The 16,970-nt window shown below is 66.1% G+C and carries 27 protein-coding genes and 1 tRNA gene; 15 read left to right on the top strand and 13 right to left on the bottom strand.

What is annotated here, in order from left to right; all coding sequences use genetic code 11:
• Positions 1-42: 42 nt before the first annotated feature.
• Both ACOFKW_RS07525 and ACOFKW_RS07520 read right to left on the bottom strand, forming a co-directional pair.
• A complete protein-coding gene (locus tag ACOFKW_RS07525; RefSeq protein ID WP_419816699.1) occupies positions 43-417 on the bottom strand; it encodes a tautomerase family protein in 375 nt (124 codons plus the stop codon).
• A 50-nt stretch (positions 418-467) separates the two neighbouring features.
• Positions 468-1,166: a glutathione S-transferase family protein gene (locus ACOFKW_RS07520; protein ID WP_419816698.1), complete on the bottom strand. Its 699-nt coding sequence runs from the start codon at positions 1,164-1,166 to the stop codon at positions 468-470.
• Between the two features lie 128 nt (positions 1,167-1,294).
• Between ACOFKW_RS07520 and ACOFKW_RS07515 the strand changes: the two genes are divergently transcribed.
• Together ACOFKW_RS07515 and ACOFKW_RS07510 are read left to right on the top strand one after the other, a co-directional pair.
• Entirely contained in the window at positions 1,295-1,858 is a 564-nt protein-coding gene (locus ACOFKW_RS07515; protein WP_419816697.1) for a TetR/AcrR family transcriptional regulator, read from the top strand.
• 196 nt (positions 1,859-2,054) lie between these two features.
• Positions 2,055-2,648: a glutathione S-transferase N-terminal domain-containing protein gene (locus ACOFKW_RS07510; RefSeq protein WP_419816696.1), complete on the top strand. Its 594-nt coding sequence runs from the start codon at positions 2,055-2,057 to the stop codon at positions 2,646-2,648.
• Positions 2,649-2,836: 188 nt separating this feature from the next.
• On the opposite strand, the gene ACOFKW_RS07505 is transcribed toward ACOFKW_RS07510, so the two are convergent.
• The gene (locus ACOFKW_RS07505; protein WP_419816695.1) at positions 2,837-3,805 is read right to left on the bottom strand and encodes an alpha/beta hydrolase; all 969 of its coding nucleotides are present in this window, start codon (positions 3,803-3,805) and stop codon (positions 2,837-2,839) included.
• A 141-nt stretch (positions 3,806-3,946) separates the two neighbouring features.
• Between ACOFKW_RS07505 and ACOFKW_RS07500 the strand changes: the two genes are divergently transcribed.
• Together ACOFKW_RS07500 and ACOFKW_RS07495 are read left to right on the top strand one after the other, a co-directional pair.
• The gene (locus ACOFKW_RS07500; protein WP_419816694.1) at positions 3,947-4,183 is read left to right on the top strand and encodes a DUF3253 domain-containing protein; all 237 of its coding nucleotides are present in this window, start codon (positions 3,947-3,949) and stop codon (positions 4,181-4,183) included.
• Positions 4,184-4,380: 197 nt separating this feature from the next.
• A tRNA-Gly gene (locus ACOFKW_RS07495) sits at positions 4,381-4,454 on the top strand.
• Between the two features lie 22 nt (positions 4,455-4,476).
• Here the strand turns inward: ACOFKW_RS07495 and ACOFKW_RS07490 are convergent.
• Positions 4,477-5,139 (bottom strand): hypothetical protein, encoded by a 663-nt coding sequence (locus ACOFKW_RS07490; RefSeq protein WP_419816693.1) that lies wholly within the window; start codon positions 5,137-5,139, stop codon positions 4,477-4,479.
• A gap of 212 nt (positions 5,140-5,351) precedes the next feature.
• Here ACOFKW_RS07490 and ACOFKW_RS07485 point away from each other — a divergent pair, with 212 nt between their 5' ends.
• Positions 5,352-6,899, top strand: a complete 1,548-nt coding sequence (locus tag ACOFKW_RS07485) for a cation:proton antiporter (protein WP_419816692.1) — start codon at positions 5,352-5,354, stop codon at positions 6,897-6,899.
• Here ACOFKW_RS07485 and ACOFKW_RS07480 read toward each other — a convergent pair.
• The 8 genes from ACOFKW_RS07480 to ACOFKW_RS07445 form a co-directional block, all read right to left on the bottom strand.
• The gene (locus ACOFKW_RS07480; RefSeq protein ID WP_419816691.1) at positions 6,896-7,126 is read right to left on the bottom strand and encodes a hypothetical protein; all 231 of its coding nucleotides are present in this window, start codon (positions 7,124-7,126) and stop codon (positions 6,896-6,898) included. The two genes, ACOFKW_RS07485 and ACOFKW_RS07480, sit on opposite strands and share 4 nt — an antisense overlap.
• Before the next feature lie 26 nt (positions 7,127-7,152).
• A complete protein-coding gene (locus tag ACOFKW_RS07475; RefSeq protein ID WP_419816690.1) occupies positions 7,153-7,401 on the bottom strand; it encodes a hypothetical protein in 249 nt (82 codons plus the stop codon).
• Between the two features lie 55 nt (positions 7,402-7,456).
• Entirely contained in the window at positions 7,457-7,747 is a 291-nt protein-coding gene (locus ACOFKW_RS07470; RefSeq protein WP_419816689.1) for a hypothetical protein, read from the bottom strand.
• Positions 7,748-7,774: 27 nt separating this feature from the next.
• Entirely contained in the window at positions 7,775-8,104 is a 330-nt protein-coding gene (locus tag ACOFKW_RS07465; protein WP_419816688.1) for a hypothetical protein, read from the bottom strand.
• A gap of 25 nt (positions 8,105-8,129) precedes the next feature.
• A complete protein-coding gene (pspC, locus tag ACOFKW_RS07460) occupies positions 8,130-8,507 on the bottom strand; it encodes an envelope stress response membrane protein PspC (protein WP_419816687.1) in 378 nt (125 codons plus the stop codon).
• Between the two features lie 22 nt (positions 8,508-8,529).
• Positions 8,530-8,802 carry an envelope stress response membrane protein PspB gene (gene pspB, locus ACOFKW_RS07455; protein ID WP_419816686.1) on the bottom strand — a complete coding sequence of 91 codons (273 nt, stop codon included), beginning with the start codon at positions 8,800-8,802 and terminating at the stop codon, positions 8,530-8,532.
• A gap of 4 nt (positions 8,803-8,806) precedes the next feature.
• Positions 8,807-9,478 carry a phage shock protein PspA gene (gene pspA / locus ACOFKW_RS07450; protein ID WP_419816685.1) on the bottom strand — a complete coding sequence of 224 codons (672 nt, stop codon included), beginning with the start codon at positions 9,476-9,478 and terminating at the stop codon, positions 8,807-8,809.
• Positions 9,479-9,560: 82 nt separating this feature from the next.
• Positions 9,561-9,707, bottom strand: a complete 147-nt coding sequence (locus ACOFKW_RS07445) for a hypothetical protein (RefSeq protein WP_419816684.1) — start codon at positions 9,705-9,707, stop codon at positions 9,561-9,563.
• A 183-nt stretch (positions 9,708-9,890) separates the two neighbouring features.
• On the opposite strand from ACOFKW_RS07445, the gene pspF reads away from it, so the two are divergent.
• Together pspF and ACOFKW_RS07435 are read left to right on the top strand one after the other, a co-directional pair.
• Positions 9,891-10,922 (top strand): phage shock protein operon transcriptional activator, encoded by a 1,032-nt coding sequence (gene pspF, locus ACOFKW_RS07440; RefSeq protein WP_419816683.1) that lies wholly within the window; start codon positions 9,891-9,893, stop codon positions 10,920-10,922.
• A gap of 87 nt (positions 10,923-11,009) precedes the next feature.
• Positions 11,010-11,612 carry a superoxide dismutase gene (locus tag ACOFKW_RS07435; protein ID WP_419816682.1) on the top strand — a complete coding sequence of 201 codons (603 nt, stop codon included), beginning with the start codon at positions 11,010-11,012 and terminating at the stop codon, positions 11,610-11,612.
• Positions 11,613-11,763: 151 nt separating this feature from the next.
• Here ACOFKW_RS07435 and ACOFKW_RS07430 read toward each other — a convergent pair whose 3' ends face one another.
• A complete protein-coding gene (locus ACOFKW_RS07430; RefSeq protein ID WP_419816681.1) occupies positions 11,764-12,345 on the bottom strand; it encodes an inner membrane-spanning protein YciB in 582 nt (193 codons plus the stop codon).
• Positions 12,346-12,420: 75 nt separating this feature from the next.
• On the opposite strand from ACOFKW_RS07430, the gene ccmA reads away from it, so the two are divergent.
• The 8 genes from ccmA to ACOFKW_RS07390 are packed head-to-tail and all read left to right on the top strand — an operon-like array spanning position 12,421 to position 16,937.
• Positions 12,421-13,005, top strand: coding sequence for a heme ABC exporter ATP-binding protein CcmA (gene ccmA, locus ACOFKW_RS07425; RefSeq protein ID WP_419816680.1), 585 nt, complete (start codon positions 12,421-12,423; stop codon positions 13,003-13,005).
• On the top strand, positions 13,002-13,649 hold the full coding sequence (ccmB, locus tag ACOFKW_RS07420) for a heme exporter protein CcmB (RefSeq protein WP_419816679.1): 648 nt from the start codon (positions 13,002-13,004) through the stop codon (positions 13,647-13,649). The genes ccmA and ccmB overlap by 4 nt, the downstream gene beginning before the upstream one ends.
• 46 nt (positions 13,650-13,695) lie before the next feature.
• Positions 13,696-13,905 (top strand): hypothetical protein, encoded by a 210-nt coding sequence (locus ACOFKW_RS07415; RefSeq protein ID WP_419816678.1) that lies wholly within the window; start codon positions 13,696-13,698, stop codon positions 13,903-13,905.
• A gap of 57 nt (positions 13,906-13,962) precedes the next feature.
• Positions 13,963-14,682 carry a heme ABC transporter permease gene (locus tag ACOFKW_RS07410; protein WP_419816677.1) on the top strand — a complete coding sequence of 240 codons (720 nt, stop codon included), beginning with the start codon at positions 13,963-13,965 and terminating at the stop codon, positions 14,680-14,682.
• Complete coding sequence (ccmD, locus tag ACOFKW_RS07405; protein WP_419816676.1) at positions 14,679-14,813, top strand: heme exporter protein CcmD; 135 nt, start codon at positions 14,679-14,681, stop codon at positions 14,811-14,813. The genes ACOFKW_RS07410 and ccmD overlap by 4 nt, the downstream gene beginning before the upstream one ends.
• Positions 14,810-15,241, top strand: coding sequence for a cytochrome c maturation protein CcmE (gene ccmE / locus ACOFKW_RS07400; RefSeq protein WP_419816675.1), 432 nt, complete (start codon positions 14,810-14,812; stop codon positions 15,239-15,241). Before ccmD ends, ccmE begins: the two co-directional genes overlap by 4 nt.
• Positions 15,238-16,323, top strand: coding sequence for a hypothetical protein (locus ACOFKW_RS07395; RefSeq protein WP_419816674.1), 1,086 nt, complete (start codon positions 15,238-15,240; stop codon positions 16,321-16,323). The genes ccmE and ACOFKW_RS07395 overlap by 4 nt, the downstream gene beginning before the upstream one ends.
• The gene (locus ACOFKW_RS07390) at positions 16,320-16,937 is read left to right on the top strand and encodes a tetratricopeptide repeat protein (protein WP_419816673.1); all 618 of its coding nucleotides are present in this window, start codon (positions 16,320-16,322) and stop codon (positions 16,935-16,937) included. Before ACOFKW_RS07395 ends, ACOFKW_RS07390 begins: the two co-directional genes overlap by 4 nt.
• Positions 16,938-16,970: the final 33 nt, after the last annotated feature.

Here is a 16,970-nt window from a genome sequence, read left to right as displayed (position 1 = left end):
ACATTGACTTGCCGCCGGGAGGCTCAGTTAATCAGGACTGGACTACCACGGCTGCCCATCGCCGAACGACCAGTCCTCCTTGTCGACGAATACCATGTTGATCATGATATCGTCGGGATGGACCGAAAGCTTGGCTTTGAGTTCGTCGGCCACGAACCGGTAAAAGGCAAACTTCGTAATCTTCTCGTTGCCGACGGTGCTGGTGACCTGGATCAGGATGAAGTCAGGCGACCGGCTGAAACCGAGAAAGGTCGGGTCGTAGATTAGATTGTCGGGAGTATGCTCGCCGACAACGACGAAGCGGTCGCCGTCCGGAGCCTTCAGGATATCGACGATGCCGCGATAAACGATATCGGCGACGGCGGAGCGGTATTCAGAGCTTTTGCCCTGGATAAGATCGATGCGTGCAAATGGCATAATAGCCTCCTCATGCTGGGTTCGAAGGGCGTCCGGTCGGGACGAAGCGATCAGGGCCGGTTATCGAGTTCGGCGACGCCGCTGTTCCTGTCGGCATAGGCGGCAAGGAACGCCGGCCGTGCCTGCCAGCGCTGCCAGAACGCATCGATATGCTCGAAGCGCTCGTCGAGTGGCGTCGCGTTGACCGGAAACTTCGAGAAGGCGATCGCGGTCGCCATCGTGATGTCCGAGAAGGTTGGCTGCTCGCCGCCAAGCAGCCATTCACGACCGTCCGCAAGATGCCGATCGACCAAGCCGGCGTGCGTCAGCGCCACCTTGCGTGAATGCTCGCCCCAGGCCGGGTTGCTGGTCAGTTCGAGCTTTGGTCCAAGGCCCTGGTGCAGGACATGGAACGCGGTGACGATGGGATAGAGGATGTGCACCCACACCCGGTTGTCCCACATCTGGTCGAGGCCGCGCTGGTGTGGCGTCTCGCCGAGGATCTTGCGACCGTCGAATGTGTCGTCGAGGTAGCGGGCGATGGCGGCGGTTTCGCTGAGGAACGAGCCATCGGCCAGCGCAAGGGTCGGCGTCTCGCCCCAGATGTTCATCTTCAGATGCTTCCAGCCGCGCTGCTCGCCGACCGGCGACATGTCGTAGATCGTCTCGTCGAAGTGCTGGGCGATGCCCTTTTCGTGCATGAAGATCCGTAGGCGCTGCGGGTTGGGGAAGGCCGAGGGTGAGGTGAAGAGCTTCAATCTGTCGGACATGGTGGCTCGCTTTCATCGTTTGCTCGCCACCTGCCTGCCAGATGACAGGCAAACAGTTACGCTGTGAATCTTGCACCGTCAACCCCTGTCTGCCATATGACAGGTGATAGTTGAGGTCAGTGAGTTCGATGAGAGAGAATGCGAGAGAGGCGATCCTGCTGGCGGCGCGAGAAGCGGCGATGGCTTACGGCTATGGCGGCATCAATTTCCGCGACTTGGCGGAAACGGTTGGCATCAAGGCCGCCAGCATAAATTATTATTTCGCCAGCAAAGCGCTGCTCGGCGAGGCGGTCGCGCGGCGCTATTGGGAGGATATTGCCCGAGACCTGGAGGGCATCTCGGCCGAGGCTCAGAACCCCCGAGACGCGCTGCATCGCTATCCCGCGATCTTCCGGGCTTCGCTGGCCCGCGACAATCGCATGTGCCTGTCGAGCTTCATGGCCGCCGAATATGACGTGCTTCCCGATCCGGTCAAAAAGGAGGTGCAGGGCTTTGCCGACGTCAATGTGAAGTGGCTCAGCGAGGTCCTGGTCGCCGCCGGTACCGTCAAACCAGAAGAAAGCGAGGCCCGGGCGCAGGCGATCTACTCGGCGGTCGCTGGCGCTCAGCTCTATGCCAGGGGTCGGGCCGATATTTCATTGTTCGACACGATGATCGATAACTACCGCGCCGTCGGCCTCCTGCCGGCTTGAGCGAGCATATGACATCCTCTTGCCGCCCTTCGCGGTCCGCCAAGGGTGATGATCGGTTCGCGGAACGTCTGTTTTTCGGCGACTGATCCGACCTTTGATTGACCCGTTGCGTTTGGCCACCGGGCCGGGTGGGTTTGTCGGCCGATAATGTGGTTCACAGGCCACTCCGATGCGTGGCCGTGCGATGGAGGAGAGAATGATGAAGCTCTATTTTTCACCCGGCGCCTGCAGCCTGTCCGACCATATCGCGCTCCATGAAGCGGGGCTCGCCTTCGAGCACGAGAAGGTCGATCTGAAGGCGAAGAAGACCGAAAACGGTGAGGACTTCCTGACCATCAATCCCAAGGGCTATGTGCCGGCACTGACGCTGGACAGCGGCGAAACCATCACCGAGAACGTCGCCATCCTCGACTGGATTGCCCATCAGGACAGTGCGTTGAAACCCGCCGGCGCGATGGGCCACACCCACCTGCTCGAGGCACTCGCTTATATCTCGACCGAGATTCACAAGGGGTTCAAGCCGTTCTTCGCGGGTGCTGGCGACGACGAGAAGGCGAAGGCCGGCGAGACTATCGTCAAGCGAATGACCTGGCTCGCAGACACGATGGAGGGCGACTATCTTTTCGGCGAAACCGTAAGTGTCGCCGACTGCTACCTGTTCGTCATGCTGTTGTGGGCAGAGAAGAACAGTGTCCAGGCGCCCGCCAAACTCGTCGCTTTGCGCAACCGGATGATGGACCGCCCTGCCGTGCGCAAGGCGATGACGCACGAGGGACTGATCGAGGCCTGATCGCTTCGCGCACGGTCGTCCGGGTCCGATCCCGGGCGGTCATCTGTGGATCGGACAATTTCAGTCTTGGCAACGGGCGGGCCACAGACTCACCTGTGGCGTACCGGTCCGCGTCAGCATCGACGGTAGAACCAATGCCTGTAGAGGCCGCTGCGGCTCTGATTCTGGTTCAACGACCCCGAAGAACGTCAGCCGAGGCCTTGCGCTTGCGCCCAGGCAACGAACATCTCCTTCCAATGCCTCGCGGGTTCTCCCGCTGGGCCGGGAAGGCCGAGGCCATGCTGGCCGGCGGCAAACAGATGCGTCTCGACCTTGACGCCCGCCGCCTTGAGCGCCGCGCGCATCTCCACCGTATTTTCCACCGAAACGGTCGTGTCATCCTCGGCATGCGCCATGAAGCAAGGCGGCGTGGCGGCGGTGACGTTGTGCGCCGGGCTGTGGGCGCGCTGCAACTCCGGCGAGGGGTTTGGGCCCAGCAGCATATCGCGTGAGCCGATATGTACGAGTGGCAGGCTCATCGACTGGACGGCGTAGATCGGTGCTGCGATCGCGGGCCGCGGGCTCAGCCGATCGGCAGCATCGACCGGGTCGTACAGTTGCGCATCGTGACGGGTGACGAGATCCAGGCAGACATGGCCACCGGCGGAAAAACCCATGGCGCCTACCTTGGCGGGATCGAAACCATATTGGGTTGCTCGCGACCGGATCAGCCTCATCGCGCGCTGCGCATCGGCCAGCGGCACATCCGCCCGGTTCGCCCAGCCTTCCCCCGGCAGACGATAATAAAGTACGAAAACGGTCCAGCCGCGCTCGCTCAGCCAGGGGCCGACTTGATAGCCTTCGACGTCGATGACGATGACTGAATAACCGCCTCCCGGCGTGACCAGCAGCGCCGACCCGTTCGGCTTGGACGGCCGAAAAACTTTCATGCGCGGCCGGACGATGCCCTTGACCATTCGGCCGTGATGTTGGGCGTTGCCGGTTTCTATCACCTGCTCGACCGGCAGGACCGTCGGCGCCCCGGGTGGTGTGCCAGGCCACAGATCGATCTCTTCAGCAGGAAAGGCCGGCCAGCTACCGGGCTCCGCCGCACGCGCGGCAGAGCTCAACAAGCCAGTGGTGATGCCGGCAACCAAGGTTTCGCGGCGGCTGAACATAGGGGGTCGTCTCTTGTTGGCGAAGCATCCATCCTCCCCGGAGCAGCATGTGTCAAAGTCGATATGCCGTTGTTCGCCAGCTCACTCTCCGGCCGAGGGCAACGGCTTGACCGGATGGCGTGCGGGGCCGACGTAACGCAAATGACCGATCCAAGGGCCGCGGTGCTGTCCCTGCTCGCGCGCCGCACACCGGACGCGACGATCTGCCCGAGTGAGGTGGCGCGTGCTATCGCGCCGGACTGGCGTGGCGCGATGCCGGCAGTGCACACCGCGGTCGACGGGCTTGTCCGCGACGGGTTGGTACGGCTGAGCTGGAAGGGGCGGCCTTTGTCGACGCGATCGGGACCGTACAGGATCGGCCGTCCCGGCGATGTTTGAAGCTATGCCCCCGATTGGCATCCGTCGCGCCGGGAGATCGCTGATCGTGGCAGGGCGGGCGCCAACCGGGGTTGCTGAAATCCGCCGCCTCTACGTTGACCAAGCCCGCACGGTCGTGGCAATGGGGAGCGCTTAGCAGACAGCGCTGCAAAAGCGCTGTCAAAGTCTAAGGCGATTGGCGGCTAAGTCGTTGATTTGCGGGTATAGCTCAATGGTAGAGCAGTAGCCTTCCAAGCTTCATACGAGGGTTCGATTCCCTCTACCCGCTCCACCGCCCCTTGCTCGTCCCGGGATCAGGCCGTGCCGACCAATCGCAACAGCGCGGCGCCCAGCGGTGAAAAGGCCAGCGGCGCGAACGCCAGTTCGCTGACTATGATCGTCGAGACGCCCCAGTAATAGGCGGGATGGATGCGGCGCCGGACGATCAGGTCGGCGACCGGACCGGCGAAGGCGAACAGGGCGATCACGCCGAACAGCACCAGCGGGGCGGCAGAACCCAGCGAGGTCATCGGCAACAGCCGCCCAAGGCCAGGGCCGAGGATCGAGATGGTGGCGCACATCATCAGCCGCTTGTGCCATTCCGCCCGGTGGCGATTGACGATCCCGGCCGCGACCAGCCCGCCGAACACCAGGATGCCGAAGCCGTTCATCACCACGAAGATATTGCGCGGGAAGAACGCCGGAACGCGATTGTAGTGAACCGAATAATAGGTCGCAGCGAGGCCCATCACGACCATCGCCACCGCCAGCACGGCGCCGAAGCCGCCGATGCGCCGGTGCAGCGCGACCGAGCCACGCGCGATGAAGGCGGGCTGGGCGACGAACAGCAGCACCCACAGGGTGAACACCGCGCCGTGGACGTGCAGCAGCAACGGCAGCCCCGGCGCCGGCGCGAAATCGTCGGGCACGGTGGTCGCGAAGCCGCCGACGAACACCGCCGCCATCAGCAGAGACATCCCGAGGTAAAAGGGCCGTCCGACCGTACGGGACGGTTGCCGTGTCATTGCAATGGCGGTCATGCCTGCCCTTCGCTCGTCGTGCCGATGCGACCTTATCACCCTATGATCGCCGCCGAAACAGTTGCAGCGGACGTCGGCGACGGGCACCGGGGTTGCATGGGTTGCACGCTGCACCGGGCCCGTTCCGCACCGCGGCTCGTTAAACGCTGATGCCGATGTTCCAAAGCCTTGTCGCGCTGCTGCTGGCGGCGTTGCTGCTGCTGGTCGTCGCGCGGCACGTGAAGGTGCCCTATCCGACGCTGCTGGCGCTGGCGGGCATGGGCTTTGCGACGCTGCCGTTCGTGCCCGAGATCGCCATCGATCCGCACCTCGCGCTGGCGCTGTTCATCGCCCCCGCGCTGTTCCATGCGGCGCACGAGACCTCGCCGCGGGCGCTGAAGAAATTCTGGGTGCCGCTGGTCGCGCTCGCGGTGGTCGCGGTGGTGCTGAGCACGGCGGCGGTGGCGACGCTGGGCATACTGTGGGCGGGGCTGCCGCTGGCCGCCGCGATTGCGCTGGGGGCGATCGTCGCACCGCCGGATGCGGCGGCGGCGGGCGCGGTGCTGGGCGAGGTCGGCCTGCCCCGGCGCGGCATGCTGGTGCTGCAGGGCGAGAGCCTGCTCAACGACGCCAGCGCCCTGCTGATCTTTGGCGCGGCGCTGGCGATGGCGCAAAGCCAGGGCGGCGCGGCGACGCCGCTGATGCTCGCGCTGGCGGCACCGGGCGGGCTGGTGCTGGGCGTCGCGGTCGGCTGGCTTTACCTGCGCATGGTCCACTGGTTCGCCGGCACGCTCGGCGCCAGCCTCGTCGACTTCGCCATGACCTTCGGGCTGTGGCTCGTCGCCGACCATCTCAAGCTGTCGCCGGTGCTGGCGGTGGTGGCGTTCGGCATCTTCGTCGCCCAGGTCCGGCCGATGGAGCAACCGGCCCGCGACCGTCTGCAGACCGCCGCGGTGTGGTCGGCGGTGGTGCTGGTCCTCAACGTCGTCGCATTCATGGTGATGGGCCTGCAGTCGCGCGCCGTGCTGCTCAAGCTGGCGCCCGCCGAGCGCTGGCCGGCAGTCGGTTTCGGCCTGGCGGTGCTGGGGGTGGTGCTCGTCGTGCGGATCGCCTGGGTGCTGGGCTTCCGCGTTATCGAGGGCATGATCGCCGCGGGTGGCAAGCCCGACTGGCTGCCGACCCCGCCGCCGTGGAAGGCCGCGATCATCGTGTCATGGTCGGGCATGCGCGGGCTGCTGACCCTGGCGACGGCGTTCGCCCTGCCCGCCAGCTTCCCGCAGCGCGACCTGATCGTGCTGGCGGCGTTCTGCGTCGTCGCCGGCACGCTGATCCTGCAGGGCCTGACGCTGGGACCGCTGATCCGCTGGCTCGACCTCGAGCCCGACGATAGCCTGGCGGAGCAGGTCGGCAAGGCGCGGCAGGGGCTGCTCGAGGCCGGGCTGGCGGTGATCGAGGGCAATTCCAGCCAGGCCGCCGACGCGCTGCGCTTTCGCTACAATGCCGCTGGTAAGGTCATCGAGCATACCGACGATCCGCAGGGCGTGTCGTCGTTCGACAAGCTCAACCTCAGGATGATCTGTGGCCAGCGCGACCGGCTGTTCGAGATGCGCCGGGCCGGCGAGATCGCCGAGGACGTCTACCACCGCCTGCAGGAGGAACTCGACTGGGCCGAGGTCGATGCCCGCTCATTCTCCGAGAACGTCCTGAAGGCGACCTAGAGCTCGACCCCGGCGGCGATCGCCTCCAGCTTCTTGATGCGCTCCTTCATGTCGGCAAGGTCGATGCGCGCTGCGACCGCGGGCAACTCCGGTGGGCCGGCGAGGTCGAGCTGGCGGTAGCGCAGTTGCAGCCAGCCCTTCCAGCCCCAGGCCCCGGCGGCCGCGACCATGCCGAGCGCGATCAGCGCCGATGTCGACAGGATCAGCAGGGAATCGGTCGGTATCATCTCATCCTCCTCTCAGCGTCCGGATTTCAACGGTCCGGCCCACCCAGCGCGTCGATCTCGTCCGACAGGCGCTTGCGGGGGTCGGTAGCGAGCCGCTCGAGCACCTGGATGCGCTCGTTGAGCCGGGTGACTTCGTGGCGCAGGCGCAGCGTGTCTTCGCTGCTTGCACCGTCGCTCAGTCTGGCTTCGCGGGCGTGCTTGGCGCGGATGGTGCGGCCGATGGTGACGATCAGCACGATCAGGACCACCATCAGGAAAGGCATGACTTCGCCCATGTTCATCTCCGAGGCTGGCGCGGCGGCACGATCGCCCGGCGCGCAGGGTTACGAGCTAGTTGAGCGGCAGCTTTGGAGCCGGGGTGCGCAACGCTTCGATTTCTTCCGACAGGCCGGTGCCCTTGTCGGTGACGATGCGGTTGAGCACCGCGACATGCGCCTCCAGCCGTTCGATCTTGGCGGCGTATTGCGCTGCCTGCTCGCCGGCGATGGTGGCGGTGATGCCGAGCTGCTTCTCCTTCAGGTCCGCCCAGCGGGTGAAGATCTTGCTGCCGATCCCGCCGACGATCGCGACGATCGGGATCGACACTCCCAGGATCGGGATGAGCAAGGCGATGGACGACATTTCGAATATTCCCTTGTTGCCTGCGGACTAGCGCAGCGCTTCGATCTCGTTGTGGACGCGGACGGCCGGGTCGGTGATGATCCGCTCCAGCGTCGCGGTACGCTTGGCCAGCGCGTGATACTCGGTCTCGAAATCGCGCTGGCCGCTGGCGGCGGCGGCGACCCTGGCGTCCTTGGCCGGAAGGCGCTTCGCCCTGAGCCCGATCAGCCGCATCACCAGCAGCGCCACGATAGCCCCGGCAATGGCCGCGAACAGGAACGACAGGCCGTCGAAGCTGTCATGATGGTTGCGGTGGACGTTGATCGTGCCGTCGGCACCGATGGTCACGGTCTTGTCGTCGTCGTTGATCGTCTGCATCGGATAATTCCTTGAACCGGAGCCCCTAGCGCAGCGCGTCGATCTCGCTCGACAGGCGGCTGTTCGACGAGGTCACATAGGCCTCGATGTCCTGCAGCCGGCGGTCGACGTCGCGGTACATGCTGCGGGTGTCGCGGATCGAGCGCTGTGGCGAGACGCGGAGCTTGGTATAGAACTCCTTCTCGTCCGGGCTCTCGCCGTACAGCGCGTCGGGCTTGCGCTCGGCAACCCAGGCCACCGCGAAATACATGAAGAACACCGGCGGAAACAGGAAGAACATCGTCGCGACGAAGCCCAGGCGGACCCAGATCGTCTCGACACCGAAGTAATCCGCGATGCCGGCGCAGACGCCGAGGAACTTGCTGTTGCGCTTGTCGAGATAAAAGCGGGTGCGGGCGGACATTAGCTTGCTCCTGATTGAGCGTTTAGCGTGAGTGTTTGTCGGTGAGCTGGGCATCGCGCTGGTGGGGCAGCGCGTGATCCTTCCACTGCGGGTTCTCGGCGGCGATGATGCGCTCGATCGATTCGAGCCGGGCATCGAGGCGTCGGGCGGTGCTGTAGAGGTCATCCATCAGCTGCTCGTCCTGGGTCGAGATGCCCTTGGCGGCCTTGAACTTCGACGAATAATGAAGAAACAGCCAGGGCAGCCCGACGAACAGGATCGAGACGATCAGAACGGCATAGAAACCGTCGTCCATCGCCCTATCCTTCCGACTTGTTGAGGCGGGCCTTCATCGCGGCCAGCTCGTCGGCGATGCTGCTGTTCTGGCGCAGGTCGGCGAACTCGTCGTCGAGCGTCCGGCCCGGACCACCCAGCGACATCGCATCGGCATGACCCTCGGCCATGTCGGCGCGGCGCTCGATGATCTCGAACTTGGCGAACGCGTCCTCGATGCGCGGACCCTTGTACATGGCCCGCATCTTCGAGCGCTGGTTGGCCGATTCGATCCGGGCGATCAGCGCGTTCTGGCGCTGGCGAGCCTCGCGCAGCTTGGTCTCCAGCTTGGCGATGTCGGTCTCGTTGCCGCCCAGGCTCTCGTCGAGCGCATGGACATCGAGCAGCGTCGCGTCGGCGAACGCCTTGGCCTTGGACTTCTCGACCAGGGCGGCGGTCGCCAGGTCCTCGCGGCCCTTCGACAGCGCCAGCTCGGCCTTTTCCGCCCAGCTCGCCTGTGCCGCCTCGGCACGGACGACCGCACGGCGCATTTCCTTCTGGTCCGCGATCGTACGCGCCGCCGACGCCCGGACTTCGACCAGGGTCTCCTCCATCTCCATGATGATCATGCGGATCATCTTGGCTGGGTCCTCGGCCTTGTCGAGCAGGTCGGTCATGTTGGCGGCGATGATATCGCGGGTCCTGGAAAAAATACCCATGCGGTTTACTCCTGGAAACTGAATGATGGTGGCCGGGACGGAAGGGATCACCGTCCCGGCCGGACGACGCAGTACCAGCGGATTAGGCACTCTGCGTCGCAACTTGTGAAGTGGGTGCCGCTGCCAGTGCGGCAGGACCGGTCGCCGCGACGATGAAGCCGCTGGCGAGGAACAGGGCGCCGGCGACACCGATGATGGTGCGGGCGAAGGCGGCGGACAGGTTGGTCATCGGAAGTCTCCTTTGTGCGGGGTCCGGGATGCTCCGTCGCCCTATGCCAACAGCTTTGCATAAGCCGTGCCAAGTCTTGCACCCGATGTAAGTCATTGATTTTACCTGGGTGACACCGTTTCATACCGCTTCCGGCGGCTTGGCTATTGCAGAGAGTTGGGATTTTGTGCCAAACATTAGCACATGCAGTCGCCAGCCACTCTCGTCGGCCAGTCGTCGCTGTTCCTCGACGCGATCGAGCGCGCCAGTGCCGCCGCGGCGCTCAACCGGCCGGTGCTGGTCATCGGCGAGCGTGGTACCGGCAAGGAGCTGATCGCCGAGCGCCTGCACCGCCTGTCGCCGCGCTGGGGCGGCCCGCTGATCACCCTGAACTGCGCCGCCTTGCCCGAGAACCTCATCGATGCCGAGCTGTTCGGCTATGAGACCGGCGCGTTCACCGGGGCGACGCGCGGCCGCGCCGGGCGGTTCGAGGATGCCGATGGTGGCACCCTGTTCCTCGACGAGATCGCGACGCTGAGCCAGGCGGCACAGGAGCGCCTGCTCCGCGTCGTTGAGTACGGCGAGCTGACCCGCCTGGGCTCGAACCGCGCCATCACCGTCGACGTCCGCGTCGTCGGCGCGACCAACGAAGACCTGCCGGCGCTGGTCGCCGCCAACCGCTTTCGCGCCGACCTGCTCGACCGGCTGTCGTTCGAGGTCGTCACCCTGCCGCCGCTGCGCGCCCGCCCCGACGACATCGACCTGCTGGCGCAGCACTTTGCCCGCCGCATGGCCGTCGAGCTCGGCTGGAGCGGCTTCCCCGGCTTTACCCGCGCGGCTGCGGAAAGCCTGCTCGGCTATGCGTGGCCCGGCAACGTCCGCGAGCTGAAAAACGTCGTTGAGCGCTCGCTGTACCGCTGGGGCGAAGGTGACCGCCCGATCGGCGCGATCGTCTTCGACGCCTTCGACTCGCCGTGGCGACCGGGGACGCGGCACCTCGGGCCTCCGCTGGTCGCTAACGATGCCGAGCCGATCGCCTTGCCCGCACCCGCCGCGCCGTCGACCGCGCATCTCGACTGTTCCGACCTGCGCGCCGCCGTCGCTGCGCACGAGCGCGATATCCTTGCCGCCGCGCTGAACCGCTGTCGCCATAACCAGCGCGCCACCGCCTCGGCCCTGTCGTTGACCTACGACCAGTTGCGGCACGCCCTCAAGCGCCACGACATGCTGGGCTAGGAAGATCTCGCCTCCCCCGAAGACGGGGTAGGGAGCAGATCGTGACCCCGACGCGTTAATCCCCCGAACTGAAACCGGAGCTAGACCATGACCTTCATCGTGCCCCCCCTGCCCTACGACCAGGCCGCCCTCGAGCCGCATATGTCGGCGCGCACCCTGTCGTTCCACCACGACAAGCATCACCTGGCGTACGTCAACAAGGCCAACGAGCTGATCGCCGGCACCCGCTACGAGACGATGGAGCCGATCGACGTGGTCCGCGGCGCCAAGGCCGAGGGCAACCAGAAGCTGTTCAACCAGGCCGGTCAGGCGTGGAACCACAGCTTCCTGTGGAACTCGCTGTCGCCGAACGGCGGCGGTGCCCCGACCGGTGAACTCGCCGCCGCGCTAGAGCGCGACCTCGGCGGCGTCGAGAAATTCGGCGAAGCGTTCACCGCTGAATCTGTCGGCCATTTCGCCAGCGGCTGGGCCTGGCTGGTCGCCGACAAGGGCGCACTGAAGGTCATCTCGACCCACGATGCCGACACCGCGATCGCGCACGAGGGCCTGACCCCGCTGCTGGTCCTCGACCTGTGGGAGCACGCCTATTACCTCGACTATCAGAACGCCCGCCCGGCCTTCGTCGGGACGTACCTGAAGTCGCTGATCAACTGGGACTTCGCGGCGCAAAACTTCGCAGCTGCTGCCTAAAACTCTCGCTTCCTCCCACCGTCATCCCGGCGAAGGCCGGGACCCATCAAGCATAACCCTTCGCAACGATGGTCAACCGACCGACCATCCTTTCCGATAGCATGCTGAATGGGTCCCGGCCTTCGCCGGGATGACCGCGTTTATCGGCCAGCTAGACGCCCGGCGTCGGCGGCTCGGGCTTTTCTGCATGGCGGATCAGGATCGGCGCTTGCGCGATGGCGAACAGGAACGTCGCCGCGGTGACGCCCCAGACCTTGAAATCGACCCACTGGTCCATCGTCAGCATGCGCCGCGCCACCTCGTTCGCCACCGCCAGCGCGATGAACAGCAGCGCCCAGTTGCGCGTCAGCTTGCGCCACCCCTCCGCATCGACCGCCGGGAACGCATCGTGCAGCACCAGCTTGAGCAACGGCCGCTTGGTTGCCAGCCCGAACAGCAGGATGCTCGCCATCATGACGTAGATGATCGTCGGTTTCATCTGCAGATACACCGGGTTGCCCAGGTACAGCGTCGCTCCGCCGGCAACCAGCACGACGATCCCGGTGAACCACAGCATCGGGGAGACCACCCCGGTGCGCCAGCGCGACACCGCGATGGCGACGACCACCGCAGCCATGAACACGCCCGTCGCGACGAAGATCGTGGACAGCTTGCTCGCCGCAAAGAACAGCAGCAGCGGACCATAGTCGAGCGCGAGCCGGAGACCGGTCGGAACCTTGCGTTGTGCGGGCATCCCCCGGCTTTAGCAGGCCGGGCAGACAATCGGAATAGCTTCGCAATTGCGGCGAAGCGACCTAGAAGCTGCGACGTGCCAGCCGCCGACGCCGAACTGATCGCCACCGACCTTGCCTGCGTCCGCGGCGGGCGCACGGTGTTTTCCGGCGTCTCGATTCACGTTCGTCCCGGCGAGGCGCTGCAGGTCGAGGGCCGCAACGGCGCCGGCAAGTCCAGCCTGCTCCGCATCCTCGCCGGACTGCTCGCGCCCGCCGGCGGAATCCTGGCAAACGGCTTCACCTGCGCCTGGCTGGGGGCCGAGGCGACCCTGAAAGCTGGCCGCAGTCTCCGGTCCGAGCTCCTGTATTGGGCGAGTCTGGACAACCAGGGCCCCGATTCCGTCGACTCCGCGCTCGCCGCCTTCGACCTTGCCCCGCTCGCCGATCTTCCGGTCGAAATCCTGTCCAGCGGCCAACGCCGCCGCGCCGCCCTCGCCCGCGTCCACGCCTCCGCCGCCCGCCTCTGGCTCCTCGACGAACCCGCCGTCGGATTGGACACCGCCTCCCTCCACCGCCTCGCCCAGGCAGTCCATATTCATCGCTCGACCGGCGGTGCCGTCATCGTCGCCACCCACGGCGACATCGGCCTCGACGCCCCGGCCCGGCTGGTCTTGTCATGATCCTCGCGCTGATCCGCCGCGACCTTGCGCTGCTCTGGCTCCGCCCTTCCGGCGTCGTCGTCCCGATGATCTTCTTCGTCCTCGTCGCCGCCCTGTTCCCCTTCGCCGTCGGCCCCGACGCCAAGCTGCTCGGCCGCATCGCCAGCGGCATCGTCTGGGTCGCCGCCCTGCTCGCCGCCTTGCTCCCCGTCGAGACCCTGGTTGCCGGCGACCGCGCCGACGGGACCTTCGACCAGCTGGTCACCCGCGGTATCGCCCTGGAAACCGCGACCGCCGCCCGGCTGATCGCGCATTGGCTCGGCTTCACCGCGCCGCTGCTGATCGCGCTGCCGATCGCCGGCGTCCTGCTGGGCATGGAGTCCGCTGCAATCGGCCGCGTCGCGCTCGGCCTGCTGCTCGGCACCCCGGGACTCGCCGCGCTGGCGCTGATCGCCGCCAGCCTGACTTCGGGTCTGCGCGGCGGTGGAGCACTTGCCGGGCTGATCGTGCTGCCCCTTGCATTGCCGATCCTGATCTTCGGTGTCGGGCTGAACTCCAGTGACAGCATGAGCGCGCTCAAGCTGTTGGCTGCATCCAGCCTGGTCCTTGTCGCTGCCGCACCGTTTGCCAGCGGCGCCGCCCTGCGCGGCGGGATGGACGGATAGCCCGGACTGGGCCAGTCTCCCTCCCGACGCTATTTGGGGGACGACGATGAAGCTGCTTATCCTGCTCGCCGCGACGCTGGGCACTGCCGCCATCGCAGCGGAGCCGCCACTTCCCCTGGCGGCAAAGACCGCCGCGCCCAAGACCGTGAAAGCGCCCAACCCCAACCTAGTCGAGGCCAAGACCTCGACCGGCAAGACCATCCACTACGACTGCTCGAAGAAGGGCAATATCAACAAGGTTGCGTGTAAAAAGTAGCTGGCGGCAAATCGCCCGCTGCACGGCCCGGTCGAACCTGCTAACAAGCGGGAGAACATGCACCGTTTCGCCAATCCCGCCCGGTTCCTGCGTATCGCCCGCATCGCCACGCCTCTGGTGGCGATCCCTGGCCTGCTGTTGACGATCGCGGGGCTTTACATCGGGCTGTTTGATTCGCCGCCGGATTATCAGCAGGGCGACAGTGTCCGCATCATGTACGTCCATGTCCCCGCCGCCTGGCTCGGTTCAGGTGGCTACCTCGCCTTGGCGGTGTCGAGCGCGGCGGTGCTGGTCTGGCGGCACCCGTTGGCAGGCGTGGCGGCACGCGCCATCGCACCGGTCGGGGCGCTGTTCACCGCGATCTGCCTGGTCTCGGGTTCGCTGTGGGGCAAGCCGACCTGGGGCACCTACTGGGTCTGGGATGCGCGACTGACCTCGATGCTGGTGCTGCTGTTCCTGTACATCGGCTACTTGGCACTGAGCTCCGCAGAGCGCGACCGGCCCGATGCAAAGGGCGCTTCGATCCTCAGCCTGGTCGGCACGATCAATCTGCCGATCATCAAATATTCGGTGGAGTGGTGGAACACCCTGCACCAGGGCCCCAGTATCACCCTGACCAAATCGGCGATCGACGGCTCGATGCTGTTGCCATTGTTCCTGTCGCTTGGAGGTTTCAGCCTGTTGTTCGCCGCCATCGTGCTGATGCGGATGCGCGCCGCGCTCGCCGGGCAACGGGTCGCAGCGCGCCGGCAAAGACTGGCGGAGGCGCACGCGTGACGCACCTCGATTATATCGTACCGGCCTATGTACTGACCATCGCCGGTCTTATCGTGCTGTTGGCCGTCAGCTGGTGGCAGATGCGCGTTGCCGAGCGGGCGGCCGACAAGCTGCGGGATCGCAGCCGGTGAAGGCCAAACATCAGCGACTGACCTTGCTGCTCGGGGCTTTGGTCGCCCTTGGTGGAGCCGGCGCCCTCGGTCTGTCAGCGCTGGGCAGCCGGGCAACGTATTTCTATGCGCCGTCCGATGTCGCGACGCGCCCGCCGGCAGCCGGCGAGGCGATCCGGCTGGGCGGCCTGGTGTTGCGCGGTTCGGTAGCCCATGCCGGCGAGGCGACGGTCGCGTTCCGGGTGACCGACAACGCGCGGACCGTGCCGGTACGCTATACCGGCATCGTGCCCGACCTGTTCCGCGAAGGGCAAGGCGTCATCGCCGAGGGTCGCTTCGACGATCGCGGTACCTTCGTCGCCGATACCATCCTCGCCAAGCACGACGAGAAATACATGCCGCCTGAAATCGCGGGCACGCTGCACAAGGTCTCGGGCAAGGTCGAGTGATCGCCGAGATCGGGCACGCGCTGCTGTGGCTGGCGGCGGGGTGCGCTCTGCTCCAGACGGTAGCCGGGCTAATTCCAAGCGCGCGGATCGGCGACCTGACTGTCGCGGCGGCGTTGGCCAATGGCTGGCTGTGGCTGTGGATCGCCCTGTGCCTCGGCTCGATGTTCATCAATGGCGATTTGTCGGTGGCTGCGGTCGCCGCGGTCAGCCACGCCCGGATGTCGGCAATCGACCGGTTGGCAGCCGCGGTTCTTGGTGGCGGCGGCTTTGCGATCGTGGCGACTGCACTGCTGGGCTGGTCGGGTGCGGGGCTGGCACTGGCGCATGGTGCCGGGCGCGACCGGCTGATCGGCTGGTGCGGCTTGGCGTCGTTGCTGGCGACGGCATGGCTGCTTGGCGGGATCGAACCCTTTGCGAGACTGACGCCGGTGCCAACTCACGGCAGCAGCCTCGGCGGTGTCGACCGCAGCGCGGCGGTCGGCACCGTGTTGATCGCAGTGGCAGCGGTCGCGGTTGGACTGTCCATCGTGAGTTGGCTGGTCGGGCGGCGAGAGGCGGCGCGCGACTGGGCGTGGTCCGCCACCGGCGCAGCAGCTTTGGCAGCGTTGGCAGCAGAGACCTGGATCGGACTCGCAGTCCTGGGTGGAGCAGCGGGTCTGGCAGTTACCATGAGCAGGTCCCTGCCTTGGGCCTTTGGATCGACCGGCCTAGCCTTCGTGCTGGTGATCGCCGGATTGAGCGGCGGCATGACGTCGACCGGCGGGACAACGGCGGCGAAGATCGCCGGACTGAATTTTGCAATGGTGGCGCGGGAGATCGTCACCGGCGCGGATTGGGTTGGAGTGCGCGCGCTGGTCGATGTGCGGCAGGGCGACAGACTGATAGAACGCATGGCGCCGGTCCGGCGGGACGGTGCAGGGGCGCTGTCGGTCGATGATCGGGCGCGCTTCGGCTTGGGCCTGGCACAAGTGCGGCTGGAGACCTATGAGCTGCGGATCGACTGGTCCCCACTGGGCGCACTGTTGCCTGCGGGGCTGTGGCTCGCTGCTGTCGGCGCAGTCGTAGGCCTGGCGCGGCGGTGACGGTCTGGCTCGTTACGCTCGGTATGGCGGCAGTGCTGACCCTGCTGCTGTTGCGCGGCCGATTTGCGGAGCGACGCAGCTTGGTGGCAGTCGCCATGGCCCTGACGACCGCGCTTGGAGGCTATGCTGCAACCGGCCGGCCCGACCTGCCTGCCGCGGTGGAGGACGGCCAGACGTTCGATCGCGACTGGCATTCGGCGTTTGAGACGGCGCGGCAGACCCGGCTGGTGCGCTTTGGCGAGGCCGGGGCTTGGCTGACGTTTAGCGACGCGATGCTGCGCGAGGATGCCAGCGATACTGCGGTCCGTGGGCTTCAGGGCGTGCTGGCCGACCATCCGGATCAATTCGACCTGTGGATCGGGCTGGGCAACGCGCTGGCGATGCATCAGGGCGCGGCGGGCGAGGCATCACGATTGGCATTTGCCAGGGCCCAGTCACTCGAGCATGCCAGTCCGCAGCCCGACTTCTTCCTCGGGTTGGCGGAACTGGAAACCGGCGATGCACGCAGCGCCGCGCGGACGTGGCGAACGCTGGCGGCACGGGGACTGCCCGATGCAACGCTGGAGCGCTGGATCGCGGAAGCCGATATCCGGGCCGCCGGTCAGCCAGACTAAAAGCCACCGGGCGGACCCGGTGGCTTAACGACG

Origin of the sequence: Glacieibacterium sp. (assembly GCF_965200405.1) — a bacterium.
Lineage (GTDB): Bacteria > Pseudomonadota > Alphaproteobacteria > Sphingomonadales > Sphingomonadaceae > Glacieibacterium.
Note: the sequence above shows the minus strand (reverse complement) of the source record. Positions and strands in the feature narration are given on the sequence as shown.